This window comes from Desulfobacter sp., from assembly GCA_028768525.1.
Taxonomy (GTDB): Bacteria; Desulfobacterota; Desulfobacteria; order Desulfobacterales; family Desulfobacteraceae; genus Desulfobacter.
The window spans coordinates 406,416-426,976 of the sequence record CP054837.1; the positions used below are offsets into that span (position 1 = coordinate 406,416).

Consider the following 20,561-nt stretch of genomic DNA (forward strand, 5'->3'; position numbering starts at 1 on the left):
GGGCTAATACCCTCCCGGGTGGGCTCGACCCCCATGTGGTTCCGCCATTTTCTCATATAACACCAACAGCCTAACTTTGCTAAATTCATCCCAAAAATTTTCGATGGCAAAGCCAGAACAATCGAAGCCTCTTGGAAAAGATAAATTTCCTCCTTGCCATCCCGGCATCTGTAAGGATATTCTCCACAATTATTTTCGTTAAGCGATGCTGTGCGCTTAATTCAGCCATTATATGCAGAGTAGCAGATCAAGGAACAAAGCAATGGAACCTAAAAAAATATTAGTAACCCGGCAATTTCCAGAATCGGGACTGAATCTTCTTAGACAAGAAGGCTTTCAACTAACCGCCTGGGCAAAAGACAGGCCAATGACCCCAACTGAATTGGTTGATAATTGTCAGGGACACCAGGGTTTATTCTGTACTGTTACAGATGCAATCAGTCAAAAATTTTTGGATAAGTGCAACCAATTGGAGATTATTTCCCAGTATGCTGTCGGATATGACAATATTGATGTGGACCATGCAACAAGCCTTGGCATTCCGATCGCTTATACACCGGATATCATGACTGAGGCAACGGCAGATGTTGCTTTTGGCTTAATGATTGCCACAGCTCGAAAGATGTTTTTCAGCCATAAACTCATATTAAAGGGAGAATGGGGACCTTTTAAACCGAAAGCCAACTTGGGATTTGAGTTAACAGGTAAGACGTTAGGGGTTTTCGGAATGGGGCGAATTGGAATAGCCATGGCCAAACGATGCCGAAGGGCTTACGGGATGAATATTCTATATTGTAATCGGAGCCCGTATCCAGAAGTCGAAAAAGATCTGGGTGCCCAGAAAGTAAACTTTAAAACCCTGCTAGAAAAAAGTGATGTGGTCTCTGTCCACTGCCCGTTGACCGCTGAAACAAAAGGGATTTTTGGCAAGACGGCATTTGAGCAGATGAAATCATCAGCAATCTTTATTAATACAGCCAGGGGGCAGGTTCACAACCAGGTTGACCTTATTGAGGCCTTGGACAAAGGAGAAATCTGGGGGGCCGGCCTTGATGTCGCAGATCCTGAACCAATGAAAAATGACAATCCTTTGCTGTTTATGGAAAACACCTGCGTGCTACCGCATATCGGTTCAGCCACACATGAGGCCAGGGATGGCATGTCAAAACTGGCCGCCGAAAATATAATTGAATTTTATCGTACTGGATCAGCCACCAATATTATTAATCCACAGGTTTTTAACAAACATTGAAAGGAGCAAGCATTGAGAATAAGGCCTTGGACCGTTGTACTATTTATAGCCCTTGCCCTGACTTCAATCAGCCATGCAAAAAATACCACTGACAAAGGAGAGGCCATCACCATCGCCCATCCGAAAAAGGCGGGCATTGGGCAGCCTTTTCTTGTTCGATTGACATCATCTCAGGCCTTTGACAAGCTCTCTGTACATTGGATGGGGCGGGTGGTGATTCCATCCGTCTCCCAATGGAATGAACGTCATGTTGGGATTGCCATGTTGGGAACCGATATCCTCACCGTCAAATCAGGGCCCCAATCACTTGTTGTCCGGGCCTGGACAGGCGGAAAGGAGACAGTCTGGCATCGGTCCGTGAATATTGTTGCCCGGTCGTATCCCCGCCAAGAGCTTAATTTACCATCCAAAATGGTGACGCCCCCCGCGACTGAACTTAAACGGATCAAGGAAGAACGGGTGCGGACTCAAAAGGCCAAAGACACCTGGTCTGGCCAACGGCTGTGGCGGCTGCCTTTTCATCGGCCGGTTGGCGGGAAGACCACCAGCACCTATGGCCTGCAACGCATTCTGAACGGCAAACCCAAAAACCCTCACCGAGGAATAGATTTCAGGGCAATTAGAGGAACTGCCATAAAATCAGTTGCTGATGGTCGGGTCATTCTGGCTGAGTCCCACTATTTTGCTGGCAACTCACTGTATATCGATCACGGCAACGGCGTCATCTCTCTATATTTTCACCTGAGCAAATTTAACGTTTCTAAGGGGGAAATTGTAAAAAGAGGACAGATTATAGGGCTTGCCGGCAGTACAGGGCGGGCAACGGGTCCCCATCTCCATCTTTCCATCTCGGTACAGGGGCAATTGGTCGATCCGGCGCCGTTATTTGATGGGACAACCGATCAGTTGCTCAGGTAGAATAATTCTTACGGTTGTTTAGGCACGCTTTCCCCCCCATAAGTCTTTGACTGAAAAATATGGTATTCACCCGAACCTTTTGGGGAAATTGACCAGCGAATAAAACCAGCACAATTGACCGTGGGATCTATGGCATCGATAGCGTTTGTGTGATAGAAATCCTCGGAGGAGATAACTGATATGACAAACGATGAAAAATTTATGACAAAGGCCATTGAACTGGCAAAACAGGCGGTCGAGAGCGGCAATGAGCCGTTTGGTGCAGTACTCGTGAAAGATGAAAAAATTGTCTTTGAAAATGAAAACCAAATCTATACGAAGACAGATCCTACGTTCCACGCAGAGGCAGGGCTTTTGCACAGATTCTGCCAAGAAACGCACATCACAGACTTATCCAACTACACGCTGTATTCGAGTTGTGAGCCGTGCTTTATGTGCTGCGGTGCGATGGTATGGATGAAGGTGGGCAGACTTGTATATGGTGCGAGCGACATTGACCTGTGCGCCCTTCTTGGTGAAGAGGGCAGCCACTGCTGCGAGACAGTTTTCAGCAAGTCGCCTCACAAACCCAAAGTAACCAGTGGTATCCTGCGGGAGAAGAGCCTCAAGGTTATGGCCGAATACTTCGCCAACCATAAAAAGGGCTGATTGCTATGATTTTTCGAATGCCATTCGATTCTCAAAGAGCACAATTTTCCGGCCTTTCTCAGTGGAAATTTAATGAATCCATTTCATAACGCATACGAATTCCAGAATAAACTATTCAAAAAACTTGGTTTGGAAAATGAAAGCATCATCGGCAAATCTTTTTTTGACTGTGATTTTCATAATTGCAATTTTTCATATACCAATTTCGACTCAACCCTTTTTGAAGACTGTTCTTTTTCTCAATGTAACTTTTCTTTATCCAAGATGGTTAGGACGCAGATTCGAGGGGTCGTTTTCAGGAATTGTAAAATTGTAGGAGTTGATTTTCAAAAATGTGACCCCCTGATGATTGATTTCAAATTGGAGGAGTGTAATGTAAGAAGTTGTATTTTTTCAAATCTCTGCCTGAAAAAACACAGCTTTCACAAATCCGATTTAATCGAATGTGATTTTGTTAATTCAGATCTTTCGGAAGCCAATCTTTCCGAATCAGATTTTTCAGGGTCACTCTTTGACAACACGAATCTGTTTAAAGCAAATTTTAAAAATTCCACTAATTATAGTATCAACCCGCTTAACAATAATATAAAGAAAGCAAAATTCTCTTTACCTGAGGTGTTAACATTACTGGGTGCATATGAAATCAAAATTCTATAAAGGTAACGACGCGTCTGTCTTTCAGCATCATATCCCGCCCTAGCGGGGTTGCACCCTTTCCTTGGCGCTTTTTCACTGACCTCAAAATTTCCGAATCCAGAGATTCGGAATCTCTTCACCAGACGCCAGTGTTGATTTTATTGTTTCAAGGAAATCTTCAACGGTTTCTTTTGCTCTGGAAGGTTTAAGGTCAAGTTTTTCTTAAGATTGTTTCCGTACACTTACCGGACCTCCTTTTTTTCAATCCGTATCGCCCCCGACATTCCCTTTATATGCGTCTGCCCTGACAGGGCATGGCCCAGTTCGTACAACCCCGGAGCGGAACCGAAACTGCCGTAGAAGATCACCACATCCCCCCAGGGTGCGTAATAGGCCAGGGTGCCGGCCTTTGCATCGGCTTTCGGGGTGGCTGAAGTATCCAGTTTCCCAGGAGGATAGAAAATCTTTTCGTTGTTACTATAATTTTCAACTTTGATATCCATGGGCAGTTGGGCATAGAGTGCCCTGGCAGCAGTGCTGTTGTTAAGCTGGAAAACGATTGCCTTTCCATTTGCGATAACTTTTATGATCATGGTCGTCTGCTCCCGGGAAACAGTCGCTTCTCTTTTCTCAATTATGGCCTTGCCTGACATTTTTGCGATCTCCTCGATTCCGGTTAAATTGACACCCAGGCGGTGCATTTCGTCACCCGCATAAAAATCCCTGTAAAGCATAAATACATCTCCCCAGGGCGCATAATAACTCAACTCTCCTTTTTCTCCGCCATGGTATGCCTCCCGGGCCGTTACGTTTAATCTTTCCGGCGGATAGAACATCCACTGGGCATCACGGAAATTGGTCAACGCCAACCTGAGCGGCAGAGGGCGTCCCTCCATCCCTCCGCCGCCAACGTATTCTATTTAACGGCCAGCCGGAGTATGCTGGCAATTCTCTCCTTGGGGTACATCTTGTCCATGCCCCAGAGTGTTGCATTGCCGAATGCATTTTCAGCAATGGGATCGACGGCATCCCCGGAGAGCCCGGCCTGTGCAAAGGTGACCGGCGCCCCGATGGACTGGAACCACTGGGTCAGCCCGGAAATGGCCTCATCCCTGTTGGTAGCGTTGAAAAGCTTCTTTGAAAAGCGTTCAAACCGTTCCGGCATCTGGTCCTTTATATCTTCCATCCAGGCGGGCAGGACCACGGCCAGGCCGGCACCGTGGGGAACGTCGTAGAGCGCACCCATGGCGTGCTCAATCATGTGGGTATCGTAGGAGTTGCCCTCAACACCGATAAAGGTGTTGCCGTTCAGCGCCATTGTTGCGGCCCAGGCAAATTCTCCCCGGGCATCGTAATCGTCGGGATTATCCATCAAAAGGCTGGTGGTGCGCATCACGGTTTCCAGAATATCTTCGATCAGGGCGGCGGTAAACTCGGGCAGATAGCTGGCGGTAAAATAAAGGTCCAGGCAGTGGGAAAAAATATCGACGGCGGAATAGGCCAGATACTCCGGTGTAACAGAGGCCATCAGTTCAGGGTTGATGACAGAGACTTTGGGGAAAAGAAGCGGGGAGCCGATGGAGTATTTCTGCTGGGTTTCGCTGTTGGTCACAACGCCGTAGGGGTTCATTTCGCTGCCGGTGGCCGCAAGGGTCATGACCGTAAAAACGGGAAGCGCCGCTTTAACCTCGGCCTTGCCCACAAAAAAGTCCCAGACATCACCCTCGTATTCTGCCCCGGCGGCAACGGCCTTGGCAGAATCGGCAACGGAGCCGCCGCCAACAGCCAGAATGCCTTTCAGCCGGTTCTCTTTGACGATTTCAACGGCATCGCGTACACGGCTGATCAACGGATTACTGATAACCCCGCCGATTGTCTCATAATCAATCCCCTGCTCCTCAAGTGCCGTTGTGATCCGGCCGAAAAGCCCATCTTTTTTGATCCGGTCCGAGCCGTGCAGAATAAGTACGCTGTCCACTCCGAACTCTTTTACATACTGACCAATATTGCCTTCTTTTCCCTTGCCGAATTCAATTCGTGTCGGGTTGTAAAAAGTAAAATCTTTCATGATATCTCCTTATTAAATAATTTTATTGAACTATCTGTTTATATAACAGTATTTTTCAAGACGGTGGTAGCCGGATGCTCCTCGATTATTGCCTGATTGTCCAAATTTACTGGATATGCCATCTGCGGCCCTTCCATTTGAAAAATGATAGAACCACTGGCTCTCCATCTATGAGGGCAGGAATTTATTCATCCAGAGCAGCCTAGAAAAGGCGTTCAGCATCACCATGTCAGACCCGTTAAACGATTTCTCGATTTTTGGGAAATGCGGCCCGCAACCCGGCTTCCAATTTAACAGGCTGAGTATGGCGGGCGGATGTTGCCCTGTTCACCGACACCAGGTAAACCCCGGACAACACCAGCAGTGCCGCAGGAATTTTATCCCAGGTAAAGGTGTCCTGCCCTATCCCAATGGCAACAACTGAGGCCACAAGGGGCTGAAGATTCATAAATATGCTCACCGTGCTCGCTTCCAGTTTTTTCAATGCAAGGGGCATGAAAAAAAAGGCCAGGGTTGTTGAAAAGATCAGTGCAAACCCAAGGAGGGAAAAGGCCAGAAGCGTTCCTTCATGGGTATAAATCCTTTGATTATCAAGGGAAAAACTCAGGGGCAGCAGGACCGCCGCTGAAATCAAAAACATCCATTTCGCAACGGTTACGGGGCTGTATTTTGTGGCGACCTGCCGGGTCAGCACCATGTATCCCGCATAAAAGAATACACATAAAACAGTCAGCAATATCCCCAAAAAATTATTGGCCCCTGTGCCTGAGCTTCCACCTGCCAATATGACTAAAAAAGCGCCGGAGATACTTAAGGTGATCCCTGCGATTTTCCGTTTTGAAACAGGCTCTTTTAGAAAGACAGCAGAGAGCATCAGTGCAGCAACAGGCGTTAAGGCTATGAGCAATGCAAAAATGACAGGCGTCGTATATTCCAGCGCCTTGGAAAATAGAAACTGGGTGCCAAAATAACCCAAAAGTCCTCCGATCAGAACGATTCCCAGATCACGGCCCTCCATTTGTTCTCTCTTGAAAAGGGATGCGATCAACCAGAAGATCACGGTTCCAAAAAACATCCGGGTAATGGTGTAACCCATGGGGGTCATCCAGTCTGCGACCAGGGATTTTGTCACCGGGATGTTCAGGCCGAAGATGACATTGGCGGACAGTGCCGCAAAAACGCCTTTATATTTTTCATTTATCATTTATTGATGCTTTCTCATATTGATGCTTTCTCAAAATTTACTTTTATGCGTTTTCCCCCATGGTATACGCCTGGTCCATGGCCTGGGTGCCTTTAACAAGGCCGGCGTCCCAGATGCCAGTGACAGAAATGACGCCTCTCTCTTTGGTTCCGCCCAGGCAGTTGGTGTAAACCTGCAGGCTATTGACAGCCCTGCCCACCGGCATCTGGCCGCCAGCTGCAGCGACGATATAGTAGACTTCCTTGTTCCGGACCATGGCGTAAATGGGGCAGGTTCTGTCGATAAAGGTCTTCATCTGGGCATTCATGGCGTGGAAATATACCGGGGTTGCCAGGACCAGGATATGGGCATCAAGGATCTTTTTAAAAATATCGTTCATATCGTCCTGCTGAACGCAGGCCCCCTGGTTGCCAATACAGGCGCAGCAACCCGTGCAGTAGTTAATCTTTTTTTCCGACAGCCGGATTTTCTCTGCAGTGTGGCCGGCCGCCCTGGCGCCCCGCATGAATTCATCGCAGAGGAGATCTGAATTGCCGCCTTTTCTGGGGCTTGCCGACACGATAAGTAAATTTTTGCTCATGATGGTTCCTGTTTCTGTTATTGGTGTTTCAATTCAATTTTAAGTGAGATCCGGGCAGGAAGCGTATCCATATGCTCCTTTCAGTTTCTCATTCAATGGTCTTAATTATTTTTGCAGGTACGCCTGCGACGACAACATTTGCGGGCACATCCTTAGTGACAACGGCCCCGGCGGCGACCACGGCATTATCACCAATGGTTACGCCGGGCACAACAGTGGCGTTGGCGCCTATCCACACGTTTGTGCCAATAATTATTGGAGAAGGATAGGTTGTGTTCCGGTTTTCCGGCTCAAATCCATGGTTCAACGTGGAAAGGACGACATTCTGGCCGATCAGAGTCCTGTCGCCGATGGTAATACCGCCACAATCCTGAAAGGTGCAGCCGGTATTTAAAAAAACATTTTTTCCCAGAGTGATATTTTTCCCGAAGTCCGTATAGAACGGAGGGAACATAAAACAGGATTCATCAACCTCTTTTTCAATTAACCGGGAAAACAACGCACGAACTTCATCCGGGTCATGGTAGTCCCCGTTCAATTCCGCTGTAATGCGCAAAGCCTCGTTGCTGAGCCGGACCAAAACCGCGTGAGCCTCCGTTCCTCCGACAATTGGCTCCCTCCGGTCAATCCGTTCCATTAATTCTTTTTTATTCATTTTTCCTTTAAATTTCTTTTAAAAAAAGTACGTGAAGGCCTCATCATCTCCGATCACAGCCCTTGCAGCAATTACTGCAGTGTAATCCGGAGGTTTGCGGATGAAGCCTCCACGCTTTTTGTTTGCAATGATGGAGATTACAAATTCTTGTTAAAAAAAGCGGACAGCCTGTCAAAGGGAATCATGTCTGTCCTGTCATACAAATCAATGTGTCTTGCACCGGGAACGATAACCAATTCCTTGGGCTCGGCAGCCATTTTGTAGGCATCTTCCGTGAAATACCTTGAGTGGGCCTTCTCGCCCATGATGAACAGTATCGGCCTTGGCGAAATGGTGCCAATGTAGTTCATCAAAGGAAAATTCATAAACGCCGTGTTGCTGGTCTGGGTAAAGGGGCCGTGTGATCTGGGATGGTGGCCGCGGGCCATGGCGTAATACTCCCAGAATTCACTGGAAATCGGATCCATTCCTTCGGGAATTGAATCGGCCGGTTCGCTGGGGAACCCCTGGGGCAGCAGGGGGGTGCCTTTTTCAAAATCCTTCCAGCGCTGTTCCCCGAGCTGGTCCAGGGTTTTGCTGCGCTGTTCAGCGGACATTGTATCTTTCCACCCTTTGCGGATGACGCGGCTCATATCGTACATGCTTACCGTGGCAAGGGCTTTGATGCGGTGGTCGACCTGGGCTGCGGTAACGGCAAATCCGCCGCTGCCGCAGATACCGATGACGCCGATTTTATTCCGGTCCACAAAGGGGCGTGTCCCAAGAAAATCCACGCCGGCACTGAAATCCTCAACAAAAATGTCCGGAGAGGACAGGTGTCTTGGTTCACCGCTGCTTTCCCCGTTGTATGATTCGTCAAAGGCCAGGGCGACAAACCCTCTTTCCGCCATTGTCTGTGCGTAGATGCCGGCCCCCTGCTCCTTCACGCCGCCATAGGGCGTACCAACGAGAATGGCTGAATATTTTTGGGATTTATTGATATCCCTGGGCATATACATATCCGCAGCCACGGTAATGCCGTACCTGTTTGAATAGGAGACTTTTTCGTGAATCACCTTATCGCTTTTGGCAAAGGTTTTATCCCAGGCGGTATTCGCTTCGGCCGAGACGCCGGCAACGGACAAAAGCGAAACAATACCGGCCAGGAGCGTGTAAAAAACATGGGTCATTTTCTTTTTCATTTTTAACACCTCAAAAATTGGATAAATAATTTGTTCTTACGTACTGCTCAACTATTTTAATTGATCGTATTCCTCGTCGGAAACCGGCTCCAGCCATTCATTGGAGGCACCCTCAGCCGGGACTTCAACGGCCACATGGGCGAACCAGCTATCCTTGGCGGCACCATGCCAATGTTTGGTTTCAGGCGGGATGTTGACCACATCACCGGCGCGAAGTTCTCTGGCCGGTTTTCCCGCTTCCTGGTACCAGCCACGCCCGCCGGTCACCATAAGGATCTGTCCCCCCTTGTGATGGATGTGCCAGAAGTTGCGGCAGCCCGGCTCAAAAGTGACATTGCCGATAACAACCCTTTCCAGTGAAAGCATATTCAGATAGCTGGTTCCCGTGAAATAACGGGCATAGGCCTCATTCTTCTCCCCTTTGGGAAAAATGCCTTCTCCCGTAAATGCCGTGGCGGCCTCTGCCGGGATTGACGATTTGATCGCTTCCTTTGATGAATCCATATTCGCTCCTAAAATTTTAATTGTGATTTTTTAAAACCTGTTCAAGCACGGCTTCTGCGTCTGCCGCCACCTCAGGCCCGCATTTAAGCGCCAGTACACTTACAAACTCATATAATTGTTCAGGGGTAATTTTATTGTTCAGACTGATGGCGTAATGTGCCTGAAGCTGGCTGTTCACGCCCCTGATATTTGCCAGGGCGGCAATGGTTGCAAGCTCCCGTTCCCCCCAGTCGAGGACATCCCGCTGGAAAATATCTCCGAAAAGATGCGCTTTGAGGAACCGGTCAATGGACGGTGCAAAATCAAACAGAGCGCCTTTTACCGGTTGCCCCACCAATTGCGTTTGATTCTCTGTGCCCAGTTCAAGGCTGTTTCTTCCGTCAGGCATGGGACCGGCGCCCTTCCCTATTTCGTCCATACATCCGTTGGCCTTGCGTTCTTCCATGACTCCCATGAAGGCGGCCAGGCCGTTCAGGCTCCTGGGAAAGCCGGCGTAGGCATACATCTGAACAAGGATTTCCTTGATCTGGTTCACGGTCAGGCCGGCATTAAGCCCTTCTTCCAGACTCGGCGTCAACCGGTCCAGGTCACCGGAGGCGGTAAAAGCGGCAATGGGTATGATGGCCCGTTGTTTTTGATTGAGTTTTGTTTGCATCGTATCTATCTCCAGTTGTAGTATAGAGGGTATTGACCGTTGTCCCTCCCGGCCACTGAACGATTGCCGGGTCCCGGTGACGCTCCCGGTCTTTCTGTCCAGGGGAACAATCAGATCCATATCCTCCAATATGCGGTTAATGATACACCAGCCTTTGAAAAGGCAGATAGCCTGATCGTTTTGAATAATTGCCTGTTTGTCCAAAACTATAGATTCATTATTGAGTCCGGGATAAAATGGATCTATCTTAGGTTTAAAAAATCAGGAACAAGGAAGGTGGCTATGGATAGGAAGAATACAAATGCGGTGGAGATGCAGGAAAAACTGGCCGAGGCATCAGAGGCACTGGCCGGTAGCATTGCCCGATGGACCGGAAATGAAAACCAGGTGGTCACAGAGATACCGGGCCTTCAGCTAAACCGCTGGCCAACACCAACAGAACCGACAAGCTATACCCATGCATCGAGCATCTGCCTGATCGCCCAGGGGCGCAAACGGGTGATTCTGGGCGATGAGACCTATGTATATGATGCGACACGGTTTTTGATCTCATCTGTAGATTTACCGGTTGTGGCAAATATCATGGAGGCCAGCGATGAAAAGCCCTATCTGGGCCTGGTACTTGAGCTTGATCTCCAGGAAATCTCCCAGTTGATCATGGACAGCGGCCTTCCGGTGAGCCGCTCCGGTCAGGCACAAAAGGGAATGGCTGTGGGGCAGCTTACCCTCCCCCTGATTGACGCCTTCCAGCGCTTGATGGATTTACTCGGGGAAAGCGAAAATATCAAAATTCTCGCCCCCCTTGTCAAACGGGAAATATTCTTCCGCCTGCTCGCAACCGACCAAAGGCCGCGGCTCCAGCAAATCGCGGCGTCAGGGAGTCACAGCCATCAAATTTCACGGGCAATAGACTGGCTGAAAAATCATTACAAAAGCCCCCTTCGGGTGAAAGAACTGGCGGCTGACGCCGGCATGAGCAAATCGGCATTTCACAACCACTTTAAAGTGGTGACCTCAATGACACCGCTGCAATTTCAAAAACGATTGCGGTTGAACGAAGCCAGGCGGCTGATGCTTACAGAAAACCTTGATGCCCTGACCGCAACATTTGAGGTCGGTTATGAGAGCGCCTCTCAGTTCAGCCGGGAATACAGCCGCCTGTTCGGCGCTCCCCCCTTAAGGGATATCAATCGTTTGCGTGAGTCAGCCTCTGCTTAATCTTCTTTTTCACTAGTTCACAGAAGCGCTGAATGGGGCATGGTCTTCCCGGCTAATTCCCCTCTCCCCATGCCTTTGCACTGCGGTTTACCTTTTTGCGTACCACCGCCCACTCCTTACCGACGTTGAACATGGATTCCGGCAGGGTTTTCAGCATTTTTTGATACAGGGTCAGGGGAACCGTGAACGTCAGCTCATCTGTTTTTAAATATTTTCTTGCGGAAGGATCGAAACCGCCGAGTACGGCTTTTTCTTTTCCCTGCTCTTTATAGTAAAGGGGCCAGGCAAGGATATTGGTACATCCGGCGCCAAAGGGTGAGGCCACACTGTCTACATCGCCTGTGGTGAACATCGTATGGGTGAACAGGCCGGTCAGCACTTCGGGCCGGGCAAAAAAGATGACAAATTCAGGGACCTCACCTTCAGAAAACAAAGACAACGGTTTAAAGATGCAGTATTTTGCCGGCGCTTCGCGGGGATCGACCTTACCAAGAAATTTTCTCATGGATTCAGGAGAAGGCAGGTACCGCTCACCCTGGATAGGCGTCCCCTCAAATCCCGTTGTTACGTAATGCTCAATGAATCTGAGGTTGGGTTTCATCATGGAGCAATAGAAAACGCCGCCGGGACACCCGTATTCCCCGGATGAAATATAGGCGGCACACTGTTTTTTTCTGGCCAGCCAGATGTTGCCGATAACACAGGAAAAGGTTTTGAATACCGCCTGCATGTCGACCTGGCCCTGATCTTCCAATTCCCTTGAGATAGGGACGCCGGGTTTGGGGCCAAAGGCCTTTTCCGGCTTGGTGTCATCGTAATACACCCCAAAGGGTTCTTCGTCCAACCCCAGATGCTCCAGAAATACGTTTGTCTCTTCAAGGACGGATTGAAAATTCATACGGCCTCCTTTATGTTGTGTATACAACTATTGGGTCATTTTTTTAGACCTGTCTATTTAGTCCCTTTATCAAGGTTTGATATGATGTGTAACAGGGCGGATTGACACGCCAATTGTTCCGTTTCTGTCATACCACGCTGGGCATCTTTTAAAATGGTTCTGGCGATGCGTGAGCAACGCTCTACCGTTTCCAGTACCTTGGGGGTCGGTGTAACCAACTTTTGCCTGCTGTCTTTGGGATTCTTGGTCCGTACAATCCACTCCCGCCGTTCAAGCCCCTCCAGCAACCGGCTCACGCTGGATTTTTCAAGGCAAAGCTGTTCCCCAAGCTGCCTTTGGGTGATGGCGCCGCCATTCAGTAAAACGAGAATGGCCCCCCATTGTTCGGCTGTCATGTCTATATTCGCCGCTTGGAATTGTGCCGCAAGGGTATTACTTAACAACCTGTTGACCAGTCCGGTTAAATACCCCAAAGATTTATTGTGATCGTAATCAAATACCATAATTAGTTGTATACGCAACCAAACAATTTGTGTCAAATGATTTCGGTTTCTTGATCTGCATTGAATTTTATTTCATTGGTCAAGGCAGTGCCACTATCTGATTTTTGTTTTTTGGAATCGTCATATAATCACCACAAAGGTCTTCCTGCCTAGGCCGTTTTCTCCCGCCACGATGAAAAAAGATGAAAAAAAACAAGGAAATAATTACCGTACCCGCCCACCTCTTTTTTCAATCCTCTTTAAAATCAAGCCCATAGAAAAAGGGCATAAATTTTGCTTCGTTATGATTAAGTTTCAAGCCCGATGTCTTATCTCACGGTTTATCGGAAATAACCGTGCTCTATTTATTCCGGCTCCGATTCAGGAGGATGAAAAGCCGCTGCAAAAGGAGAATATCCTTTGAAAATCAACACATCTAAAATCAATTTATCCGCCAGTGGTCAGTACCTTGAAAATCTTCAGATGGAAAAGAAAACCAGACTGAAATTTTCACGGCTTTATGACGACCAATTGCCCCGGACAGCCTCAGAAAAAGCGTCTGTTCAAAAAGAAGAAAACGCCAGGTATCATTCCTGGCATGAAAGCCAGACCATTGATACCTCAGATCCGGACCGTTCAAGTCAGGATCTGTATATCGACAGCGATGGTAAAGCGCTTTACCAGGCGTTTTCCTTTTTTAACCAGAAAATTTCGAATCTGGAGTATCAAAACGGCACCCTGGATAAAAAGAATTGGGCGGCCCACCTTGAAAGGTTCCAAACCATGCTTCAGTACGGGCAATTTGCCCCCTCCCTTAACGATATTTTCATAGAAACCAGGGATGGAGATATGGACCTGTTCGACCCATCCGCCTCTTTATCCGAATCGCAGACTGAGCGAAAGCAAACCCTGGAAAAAGCAATGTCGGCTGAACAGGCCAGTTTTGAAAATAATGCCATGAAGGTGGCTAAATGCCTGATGAAAGGAGCACCGCTTTATGAGGACCCGGATGCCTTGCTCCAGGATATCGGCAAAATGAAAGATCTCATCGAAAAAATAGGGGAGCAATTGTCCGCGCTGTCCAACGGCCCGACATCGAAAAACAAGGCGAGTGCCTCTGAATTTAAAAATACAAGAATTGATTGGGCCAACCTTGCGTCCCGGGAAGGCCGCCGGCTTGAAAGGGGGGGATATGCATACGAATATGAAGAGGAAATCCGCTTTTCACGCCTTGAAAAGGAAAATGTCAACTTTCTCGCTAACGGGACTGTGAATACCATTGACGGTGAATCCGTCAATTTTTCCATTGAACTCAATTTTGCAAAGGAAGTGTACCAGGAAGAAAGCTTTGTCCAAAAAAAAGAAGGGTATGTTTTTATCGATCCCCTGGTGATTAATCTTGACGGCACCCTACCCCGGTTGTCAGAAGCAAAGTTCCGATTCGACCTTGATGCGGACGGGAGTAGTGAAAACATTTCCATGCTCAGCCAGGGGAGCGGATTCTTATGCCTGGATAAAAACCAGGACGGGATTATCAACGACGGCAGCGAATTATTCGGCCCTGGCACCGGGAACGGTTTTCTGGAGCTTTTAAGGTTTGACCAGGACGAAAATTTCTGGATCGATGAAAATGATGAAATCTTTGACGAACTTTCCTTCTGGGAAAACGATGGGACAGGAAAAATGCAACTGACCAAGATCAAGGATGCAGGTATCGGCGCCATCTACCTTGCCAGCGCCAATACCCCCATTGATATGCTGGATGAGGCGGGCAATGTCCAGGCCAGAATCAAAAAATCCGGTATTGCATTGAATGAAGACGGTTCTACCAGCTCCGTTGTTGAAATGGACTGGCTGGCATAAAAAACGGAGTGAAAACTGCCGGTAGGACAGAATTACCGCCGGCTCACCGGCCCTGCAAACTTTTTCCAGTATATTCTTTATTAAAGCGTTCAATCCGACTATGATCTGGTGAGTACCCAGACCTTTGAAAACAACAAAAAATTGGTGTGCCATGACCTCCATTTTCAGAAAAGCAGCGCCGGTACATCCTGTTCCTGCAAGGATAAAACTTTTTCCTTTTCTCAATTGGATCAGGCAGATCAATGCCGGCTCCTTGCGTGCCGACCTTCTGGCGGGCTTGACAGGGGCATTCATTGTCCTCCCCCAAGGGGTCTCCTTTGCCATGATCGCCGGGCTGCCGGCGGAATACGGTCTCTATGCCGCCATTGTCCCCCCGATCATTGCCGCCTTGTTTGGTTCATCCCGGCACCTGGTCTCAGGGCCGACCACCGCCATATCCATCATTGTTTTCGCCACGTTAAGCCCCCTGGCCGAGCCCGGCTCAGCAGACTATATCCGGATGGCGCTGACCCTGACGTTCATGGCCGGTGTGTTCCAACTGGCATTCGGCCTGGTGCGCCTGGGCACATTGATCAATTTTGTTTCCCATTCAGTGATTGTCGGCTTTACGGCCGGCGCGGCGCTGCTCATCGCAACAAGCCAGATCAAAAATGCACTGGGTCTTTCCATACCCAATGGGGCCTCTTTTCTGACCAGTTGGGGAATTATTTTTAAATCAACGGGGCAGATCAACTACTATGAACTGACCATTGCAGCCGTAACCCTCTGCAGCACGGTTATTTTTAAAAAGCTGCGGCCCAGGTGGCCCGGCCTCCTGGGAGGCCTGATCGTCGGCAGCCTGGTCTGCCTGCTGATAGGGGGACAGGCACAGGGGGTGCGGCTTCTTGGAGAGCTGCCGGGCCGGCTGCCCTCCCTTTCCATCCCGGATTTTACCCTGGACTCCCTCAGGATGCTGGCCCCGGGTGCTTTGGCAGTGGCATTCCTCGGACTGATCGAAGCCCTGTCCATAGCACGGTCAATCACGGTGCTGTCCAATCAACATATCGACGGAAATCAGGAATTTGTCGGACAGGGCTTGTCCAATGTAATCGGGAGCCTCTTTTCCAGTTATGCCAGTTCCGGCTCATTTACCCGATCCGGGGCAAACTTTGATGCCGGGGCAGTTACGCCCTTGGCCAGTATTTTTTCAGCCGTATTTCTGGCCACGATTGTTCTGCTGGCCGCCCCCCTGACAGCATGGCTCCCCCTGCCGGCAATGGGCGGGGTCATCCTTTTTGTTGCATTCAAACTCATTGATATTCCACATATCAAAGAAATTTGGCGGAGCAGCCAGGCGGACACCATTGTCCTTTGCGTGACCTTTTTTAGTACCTTATTTTTCCAGATCGAATTTGCGATCTATGCCGGGGTGCTGCTCTCCCTTGCCATTTACCTGACCCGCACCTCCCATCCCCATGTGACCGCGCTGGTTCCGGATTCCGAGGATGCAGGCCGCTCCCTGGTAGACGTTGGTGAAAACGAACGCCCCCGGTGTCCCCAATTGGAAATCATCAGGGTCAACGGCTCCCTGTTTTTCGGGGCGGCCAACTATGTGGCGGAGGCGCTGGAAAAAATTGATCAGGAAGCCCCCAGGCATTTGCTCATTGTTGGATACGGCATTAATTTCATCGACATATCCGGGGCCATGGTGTTTGTAAAAGAGGAATCCCGCAGAGATAAACTCAGAAAACGGCTTTATCTGTGCAGGCTCAACAGGGATGTCATCCTTTTTCTAAAAAACGGGGGATTTATGGGAGAAATCGGCCGGAACCGTTTTTTTGAAAATGAATACCAGGCCATCGGCCGGATTTTCGACACCCTGGACCGTGATATCTGCAGCAGATGTACGGCCAGGATTTTCAACGAGTGCACCACCCTGCCTTCTCTGATGCAGGCTAGCCGGAGAAAAGCCCCTTAACCAACGGCCAAAATCATTCGAGTATAAATTGATAGGATAAAATTCACCCGGTGGGCTCCCGGGCTATACATCCTTGCCGAAGAGAGCCAATTGAGATCCGGTACCAGGCGGTTCAATCAACCGCTCCTGCTTAAAACCGATTTTTTTAAGCACCTTTATTGACCGGAGATTGTCCGGTTGGGCAATGGCTGAAACATGCCTGAAACCGAATTGTTTTTTCCCATGGCCCAGTACCGCAGCAGCAGACTCTGCGGCATATCCTTTGCCGCGATATTCGGATAACAAAGCAAAGCCCAGGTCAACATGCGCTAAATAATCTCTTTTCAGCAGCCCGCAAATGCCTATGGAGGAGTCCGCCTCCTTCAGTTTGACTAAAAAAAGGCCAAATCCAAATTCCTCATAGCTTTGCATGGGGCCGTTCAAGATATAAGAACGGGCATCCTCCAGGGTTCTTACTCCTTTATCACCAATGTACCTCAACCATCCCTGATCATTCAGCAGCGCCAATATAAAGGGCGCATCACTGACACTGAGTTTTTGTATTACAAGACGTTTTGTCTCTATCATTATCATGGGTGACACGCCCCTTCCGCCAGGGGGTGGCCCTGCGATGCACTCAAGCCTTGCGATCCTGCAGTGCCAACTCCCAGAATTCCTGGTCAAAACGCTGTCCGTACTTGTTCAGTTTCCTGATCGGATCTGACATCTGAAAACCCAAGCCTGAATATATTCTTCTGGCCGCTTTAAGACAGCTGTATGTTTCCAACCGGACCCTTTCAAAGCCGTTGCCTTCCGCGTAATTTAATGCAAATGCCATCAGCTGTCGGGCAATTCCCCTGCCCCGGTAACGATTGAGAACCATCAAAAAATTTATAAAAGCAAGCCCTTCCCCTAGTTTGGAGATGGCTATGGAACCCGCTTTCTCTCCATCAACTTCCTTTATCCAGATCCGGGTAAAGGGGTCTTTCTTTTTGCAGAGAGAAACTGCCTTGCCGGCAATATCGACCTCAAAACTTAAATCAAAATTAAACTCGTTGGAATAGACCAGACCGTGTTGCGATATAATCCATCCCATATCCCCCGGTCCCATTGGCCTGATTGAACTGCTCATTTTAAACCCATTCCATGCGTAATCAAACAAACCTCTCCATGTACAAAGGCTTTCTTTATTATCACAGGGAACCAATTGAGCCAAACTGAAAAAAGTCTGGATACACGGCGCCGACTTTCAATTCTTTTGCTTTTTTATTCGGGTTTATGTAAGGTGATGGCCATCCGGGCGCCAGCATATCTCGTTCCTGATTTCCCCCCATGGCCTGCCGAAAGCCGGCATTTGAATCCCGGAATATTTTGAGCGTTTTTCATAAGTTAAAGTAATTGGGCAATATATAAAAAGTGGAGGAGAAAATGACACGATTAATAATTGCAGGCGTGATTCTGCTGGCATTTGTCTTTGGATCCGGTCTCCATGCCGACGCCGCCAAAACCGATATCATTCCAACGTCTGAAGGAAGGTTGAAAATCACTTTAGTCGGCCACGGCAGCCTCATCTTCGAATACGGCGGAAAAACAATCCATGTCGACCCATGGACCAAGATGGGGGATTATAACTCACTGCCCAAAGCAGACCTTGTCCTGGTTACCCATCACCACAGGGACCATCTGGACCCTGCTGCCTTGGACATCATCAGAAAAGACAATACCATTGTTGTCATGACCCCAAAATGCGCCCGGCAGATGGAAGTGGGAAACGGGCCACCGCCCGTCCTGATGGCCAACGGGGATAAAAAAAAACTGGCCGGCTTTTCCATTGAGGCCATCCCCGCATACAACCGGGTCCACAAACGGGACAACGGCGAACCCTTTCATCCCAAAGGCGAGGGCAACGGCTATATCATCACCTTCGGGGATAAACGCATCTATGTGGCCGGAGATACCGAAAACACTCCGGAGATGAAAGCATTGAAAGGCATTGATGCGGCCTTTATTCCCATGAACCTGCCCTATACCATGGATTCTGAAATGGCCGCCGATGCCGCCAAAGCGTTCAAACCCAGGTTGCTCTACCCCTACCACACCAGAAGCAAGGAAGCCGACCAGGTGCCCGGCTTCATAAAATTGATGAGGGGGATTGAGGGGGTTGAAATCAGGGATTTGAATTAAGGGATCAAAGGGCTTTACAATAGCTTTTTATGCTGATATGCCTTAACCGGTTAATTCAAACGATCAGCTAAACCAAAAGGATTTAATACGGATGTTTTTTCATCAAATTCTGCCTCCGCCCCCCTGCAACGTCTAAATCGTTCCAGGCAATCATTTCGAGTTAAAACCCGCTCTCCTGAACGGCCTCAGGAAAAAACCAGAACTGCGCCCTTCAGCGCCCTGGGCTGAGGATCGCCCATACCGGGGAGCACCAGAACACAGGCGGAATTATTATGAAAAAACACAGCTCGGCCATTGCGCTGAACCTGTCGGTATTTATATACATGTTCGGGGTGGGCGTCATCGTCCCCCTGCTTCCCCAGAAAATCATTGACCTTACCGGATCACTGACAACCGTCGGCTGGCTGGCCTCGGCATTTGCCCTGCCCTTTGTCCTGCTCCAATTTCCCATGGGCCGCCTTTCGGGCCGGTACGGATTCCGGCGCTTTCTTCTGGGCGGCTATATTATCTGCTCCCTTTCAGGCCTTTTTTACGCCTTTTCAGACAGCCGGGAGGCGGTATTCTTCGGGCGGCTGCTCCAGGGAATGGGAGAAGCCCCGTTATGGGCACTGGCCCCGGCGCTCCTATCCATGCGCTACCCGGCGGCAAAGGGCAGGGCCATTGGCATTTACAATGCCGCCATTCACATGGGCCTCACCTTGGGCAGCGGTTTCGGCATTCTGGCAGCAGGATACTGGAAATCCAATGAGTTTTTCCTATTATTTTCCCTCCTGGGTGCGGCGGGCGCTGTCATTGTGCTGTGGGGAGCCAAAGATCCCCGGATGCCCCGGATCCCCCTGGGCGATGGCGCTGACTGGCGAGGATTAAAAAGGCTGCTGAAACAGCCGGCAGCCATTGCCGTGCTCAGCGGCATTATCCTGTACGGCGCCGGATACGGCACATCCATTACCGTGCTGCCGGGATTCCTCATCCAGGCTAAAGGGTTTACCCAGGCCCAGGCCGGATTCTATTTTTTATTATTTTACACCGGTATCGGCCTCTCCCAAATCATTACCGGCCCCCTATCCGACCGCTGCGGCCGGCGCCGCACCATGGTATGGGGACTTTTGATGGCCGCCGCCGGATTCTGGCAGTTTCCGGGCAGGACCGGCTGGATGGTATACCCCTGGCTGTTTCTGGCCAGTGCCGGCCTGGGGGTATTCTGTGTGGCGGCCCTGGCGTGGCTGAACAATTCAGTGGAGGATGCGCTGAAGGGGACGGTATCCGGGGCGTTTTACCTGTTCTGGGGCATGGGGTATTTTTCAGGGCCGCTGTTATCCGGCCGCGCCCAGGAAGGCACCGGAGGGCTCACCGGGTTTCAGTTCTTGGCCCTGCTGTTTTTGGTGCAGGCCTTGTCCCAGGTGGTGATCCGCCGCAGGAAACTGGCCCGGACCCCTTGTAACTAAACCGGACCGCGCTGTATTTGAAACCTGGCAGGTCAGGCCGAATGCCAGGTTTCAAAATCAGGATCGTTCAGGATTTCGTCGTAGGAGATATCCTCCATCTCTCCCCCGGCATCCCACCGGTTGTCGCACCCGCAGAACTGGCAGAGGTGCGAACAGGGGGAGAGCAGCGCCCCGCACTCCGCACAGAAATCTATCACCACTCTCTGACGTCTTCTTCTCTTTTTCATGGATACT

Annotated in this window: 22 protein-coding genes and 1 pseudogene; 9 read left to right on the forward strand and 14 right to left on the reverse strand. The window is 49.5% G+C overall.

Translation table 11 applies throughout. The features are described from left to right. Window positions 1–262: 262 nt before the first annotated feature. From HUN04_01655 to HUN04_01670, 4 genes are all read left to right on the forward strand, one after another. Window positions 263–1,252: a D-glycerate dehydrogenase gene (locus tag HUN04_01655; protein ID WDP88514.1), complete on the forward strand. Its 990-nt coding sequence runs from the start codon at window positions 263–265 to the stop codon at window positions 1,250–1,252. A 12-nt stretch (window positions 1,253–1,264) separates the two neighbouring features. Then, complete coding sequence (locus tag HUN04_01660; GenBank protein WDP88515.1) at window positions 1,265–2,170, forward strand: M23 family metallopeptidase; 906 nt, start codon at window positions 1,265–1,267, stop codon at window positions 2,168–2,170. Window positions 2,171–2,350: 180 nt separating this feature from the next. Further along, window positions 2,351–2,818, forward strand: coding sequence for a nucleoside deaminase (locus HUN04_01665; protein WDP88516.1), 468 nt, complete (start codon window positions 2,351–2,353; stop codon window positions 2,816–2,818). A 72-nt stretch (window positions 2,819–2,890) separates the two neighbouring features. Beyond that, on the forward strand, window positions 2,891–3,475 hold the full coding sequence (locus HUN04_01670; protein WDP88517.1) for a pentapeptide repeat-containing protein: 585 nt from the start codon (window positions 2,891–2,893) through the stop codon (window positions 3,473–3,475). Here HUN04_01670 and HUN04_01675 read toward each other — a convergent pair. The 9 genes and pseudogenes from HUN04_01675 to HUN04_01715 form a co-directional block, all read right to left on the reverse strand. Further along, window positions 3,462–3,616: pseudogene (locus HUN04_01675) on the reverse strand (HU family DNA-binding protein). The gene HUN04_01670 and the pseudogene HUN04_01675 sit on opposite strands and share 14 nt — an antisense overlap. 80 nt (window positions 3,617–3,696) lie before the next feature. Beyond that, entirely contained in the window at window positions 3,697–4,350 is a 654-nt protein-coding gene (locus HUN04_01680) for a hypothetical protein (protein ID WDP88518.1), read from the reverse strand. A 20-nt stretch (window positions 4,351–4,370) separates the two neighbouring features. After that, complete coding sequence (locus HUN04_01685) at window positions 4,371–5,522, reverse strand: iron-containing alcohol dehydrogenase (protein ID WDP88519.1); 1,152 nt, start codon at window positions 5,520–5,522, stop codon at window positions 4,371–4,373. A 238-nt stretch (window positions 5,523–5,760) separates the two neighbouring features. Then, entirely contained in the window at window positions 5,761–6,726 is a 966-nt protein-coding gene (locus HUN04_01690; protein ID WDP88520.1) for an EamA family transporter, read from the reverse strand. 43 nt (window positions 6,727–6,769) lie between these two features. Beyond that, entirely contained in the window at window positions 6,770–7,306 is a 537-nt protein-coding gene (locus tag HUN04_01695) for a flavodoxin family protein (GenBank protein ID WDP88521.1), read from the reverse strand. 88 nt (window positions 7,307–7,394) lie between these two features. After that, complete coding sequence (locus tag HUN04_01700; GenBank protein ID WDP88522.1) at window positions 7,395–7,961, reverse strand: sugar O-acetyltransferase; 567 nt, start codon at window positions 7,959–7,961, stop codon at window positions 7,395–7,397. Between the two features lie 137 nt (window positions 7,962–8,098). Then, on the reverse strand, window positions 8,099–9,142 hold the full coding sequence (locus HUN04_01705; protein WDP88523.1) for an alpha/beta hydrolase: 1,044 nt from the start codon (window positions 9,140–9,142) through the stop codon (window positions 8,099–8,101). 51 nt (window positions 9,143–9,193) lie between these two features. Beyond that, entirely contained in the window at window positions 9,194–9,646 is a 453-nt protein-coding gene (locus HUN04_01710) for a cupin domain-containing protein (GenBank protein ID WDP88524.1), read from the reverse strand. Between the two features lie 16 nt (window positions 9,647–9,662). Then, the gene (locus HUN04_01715) at window positions 9,663–10,301 is read right to left on the reverse strand and encodes a carboxymuconolactone decarboxylase family protein (protein ID WDP88525.1); all 639 of its coding nucleotides are present in this window, start codon (window positions 10,299–10,301) and stop codon (window positions 9,663–9,665) included. A gap of 312 nt (window positions 10,302–10,613) precedes the next feature. On the opposite strand from HUN04_01715, the gene HUN04_01720 reads away from it, so the two are divergent. Further along, window positions 10,614–11,519, forward strand: coding sequence for an AraC family transcriptional regulator (locus HUN04_01720; GenBank protein WDP93127.1), 906 nt, complete (start codon window positions 10,614–10,616; stop codon window positions 11,517–11,519). Window positions 11,520–11,571: 52 nt separating this feature from the next. On the opposite strand, the gene HUN04_01725 is transcribed toward HUN04_01720, so the two are convergent. After that, a complete protein-coding gene (locus HUN04_01725) occupies window positions 11,572–12,417 on the reverse strand; it encodes a DUF169 domain-containing protein (GenBank protein ID WDP88526.1) in 846 nt (281 codons plus the stop codon). Window positions 12,418–12,470: 53 nt separating this feature from the next. Then, entirely contained in the window at window positions 12,471–12,956 is a 486-nt protein-coding gene (locus HUN04_01730) for a MarR family transcriptional regulator (protein WDP88527.1), read from the reverse strand. Between the two features lie 363 nt (window positions 12,957–13,319). On the opposite strand from HUN04_01730, the gene HUN04_01735 reads away from it, so the two are divergent. Further along, window positions 13,320–14,762 (forward strand): hypothetical protein, encoded by a 1,443-nt coding sequence (locus HUN04_01735; protein WDP88528.1) that lies wholly within the window; start codon window positions 13,320–13,322, stop codon window positions 14,760–14,762. A 151-nt stretch (window positions 14,763–14,913) separates the two neighbouring features. Then, on the forward strand, window positions 14,914–16,719 hold the full coding sequence (gene sulP / locus HUN04_01740; GenBank protein ID WDP93128.1) for a sulfate permease: 1,806 nt from the start codon (window positions 14,914–14,916) through the stop codon (window positions 16,717–16,719). Window positions 16,720–16,782: 63 nt separating this feature from the next. On the opposite strand, the gene HUN04_01745 is transcribed toward sulP, so the two are convergent. Together HUN04_01745 and HUN04_01750 are read right to left on the reverse strand one after the other, a co-directional pair. Next, window positions 16,783–17,292: a GNAT family N-acetyltransferase gene (locus tag HUN04_01745; GenBank protein WDP88529.1), complete on the reverse strand. Its 510-nt coding sequence runs from the start codon at window positions 17,290–17,292 to the stop codon at window positions 16,783–16,785. Between the two features lie 43 nt (window positions 17,293–17,335). Beyond that, window positions 17,336–17,860: a GNAT family N-acetyltransferase gene (locus HUN04_01750; GenBank protein WDP88530.1), complete on the reverse strand. Its 525-nt coding sequence runs from the start codon at window positions 17,858–17,860 to the stop codon at window positions 17,336–17,338. Window positions 17,861–18,126: 266 nt separating this feature from the next. Between HUN04_01750 and HUN04_01755 the strand changes: the two genes are divergently transcribed. Continuing rightward, on the forward strand, window positions 18,127–18,882 hold the full coding sequence (locus HUN04_01755) for an MBL fold metallo-hydrolase (protein WDP88531.1): 756 nt from the start codon (window positions 18,127–18,129) through the stop codon (window positions 18,880–18,882). A 272-nt stretch (window positions 18,883–19,154) separates the two neighbouring features. Then, window positions 19,155–20,327 carry an MFS transporter gene (locus HUN04_01760; protein ID WDP88532.1) on the forward strand — a complete coding sequence of 391 codons (1,173 nt, stop codon included), beginning with the start codon at window positions 19,155–19,157 and terminating at the stop codon, window positions 20,325–20,327. Window positions 20,328–20,359: 32 nt separating this feature from the next. Here the strand turns inward: HUN04_01760 and HUN04_01765 are convergent, their stop codons facing one another. Then, a complete protein-coding gene (locus tag HUN04_01765; GenBank protein WDP88533.1) occupies window positions 20,360–20,554 on the reverse strand; it encodes a hypothetical protein in 195 nt (64 codons plus the stop codon). Window positions 20,555–20,561: the final 7 nt, after the last annotated feature.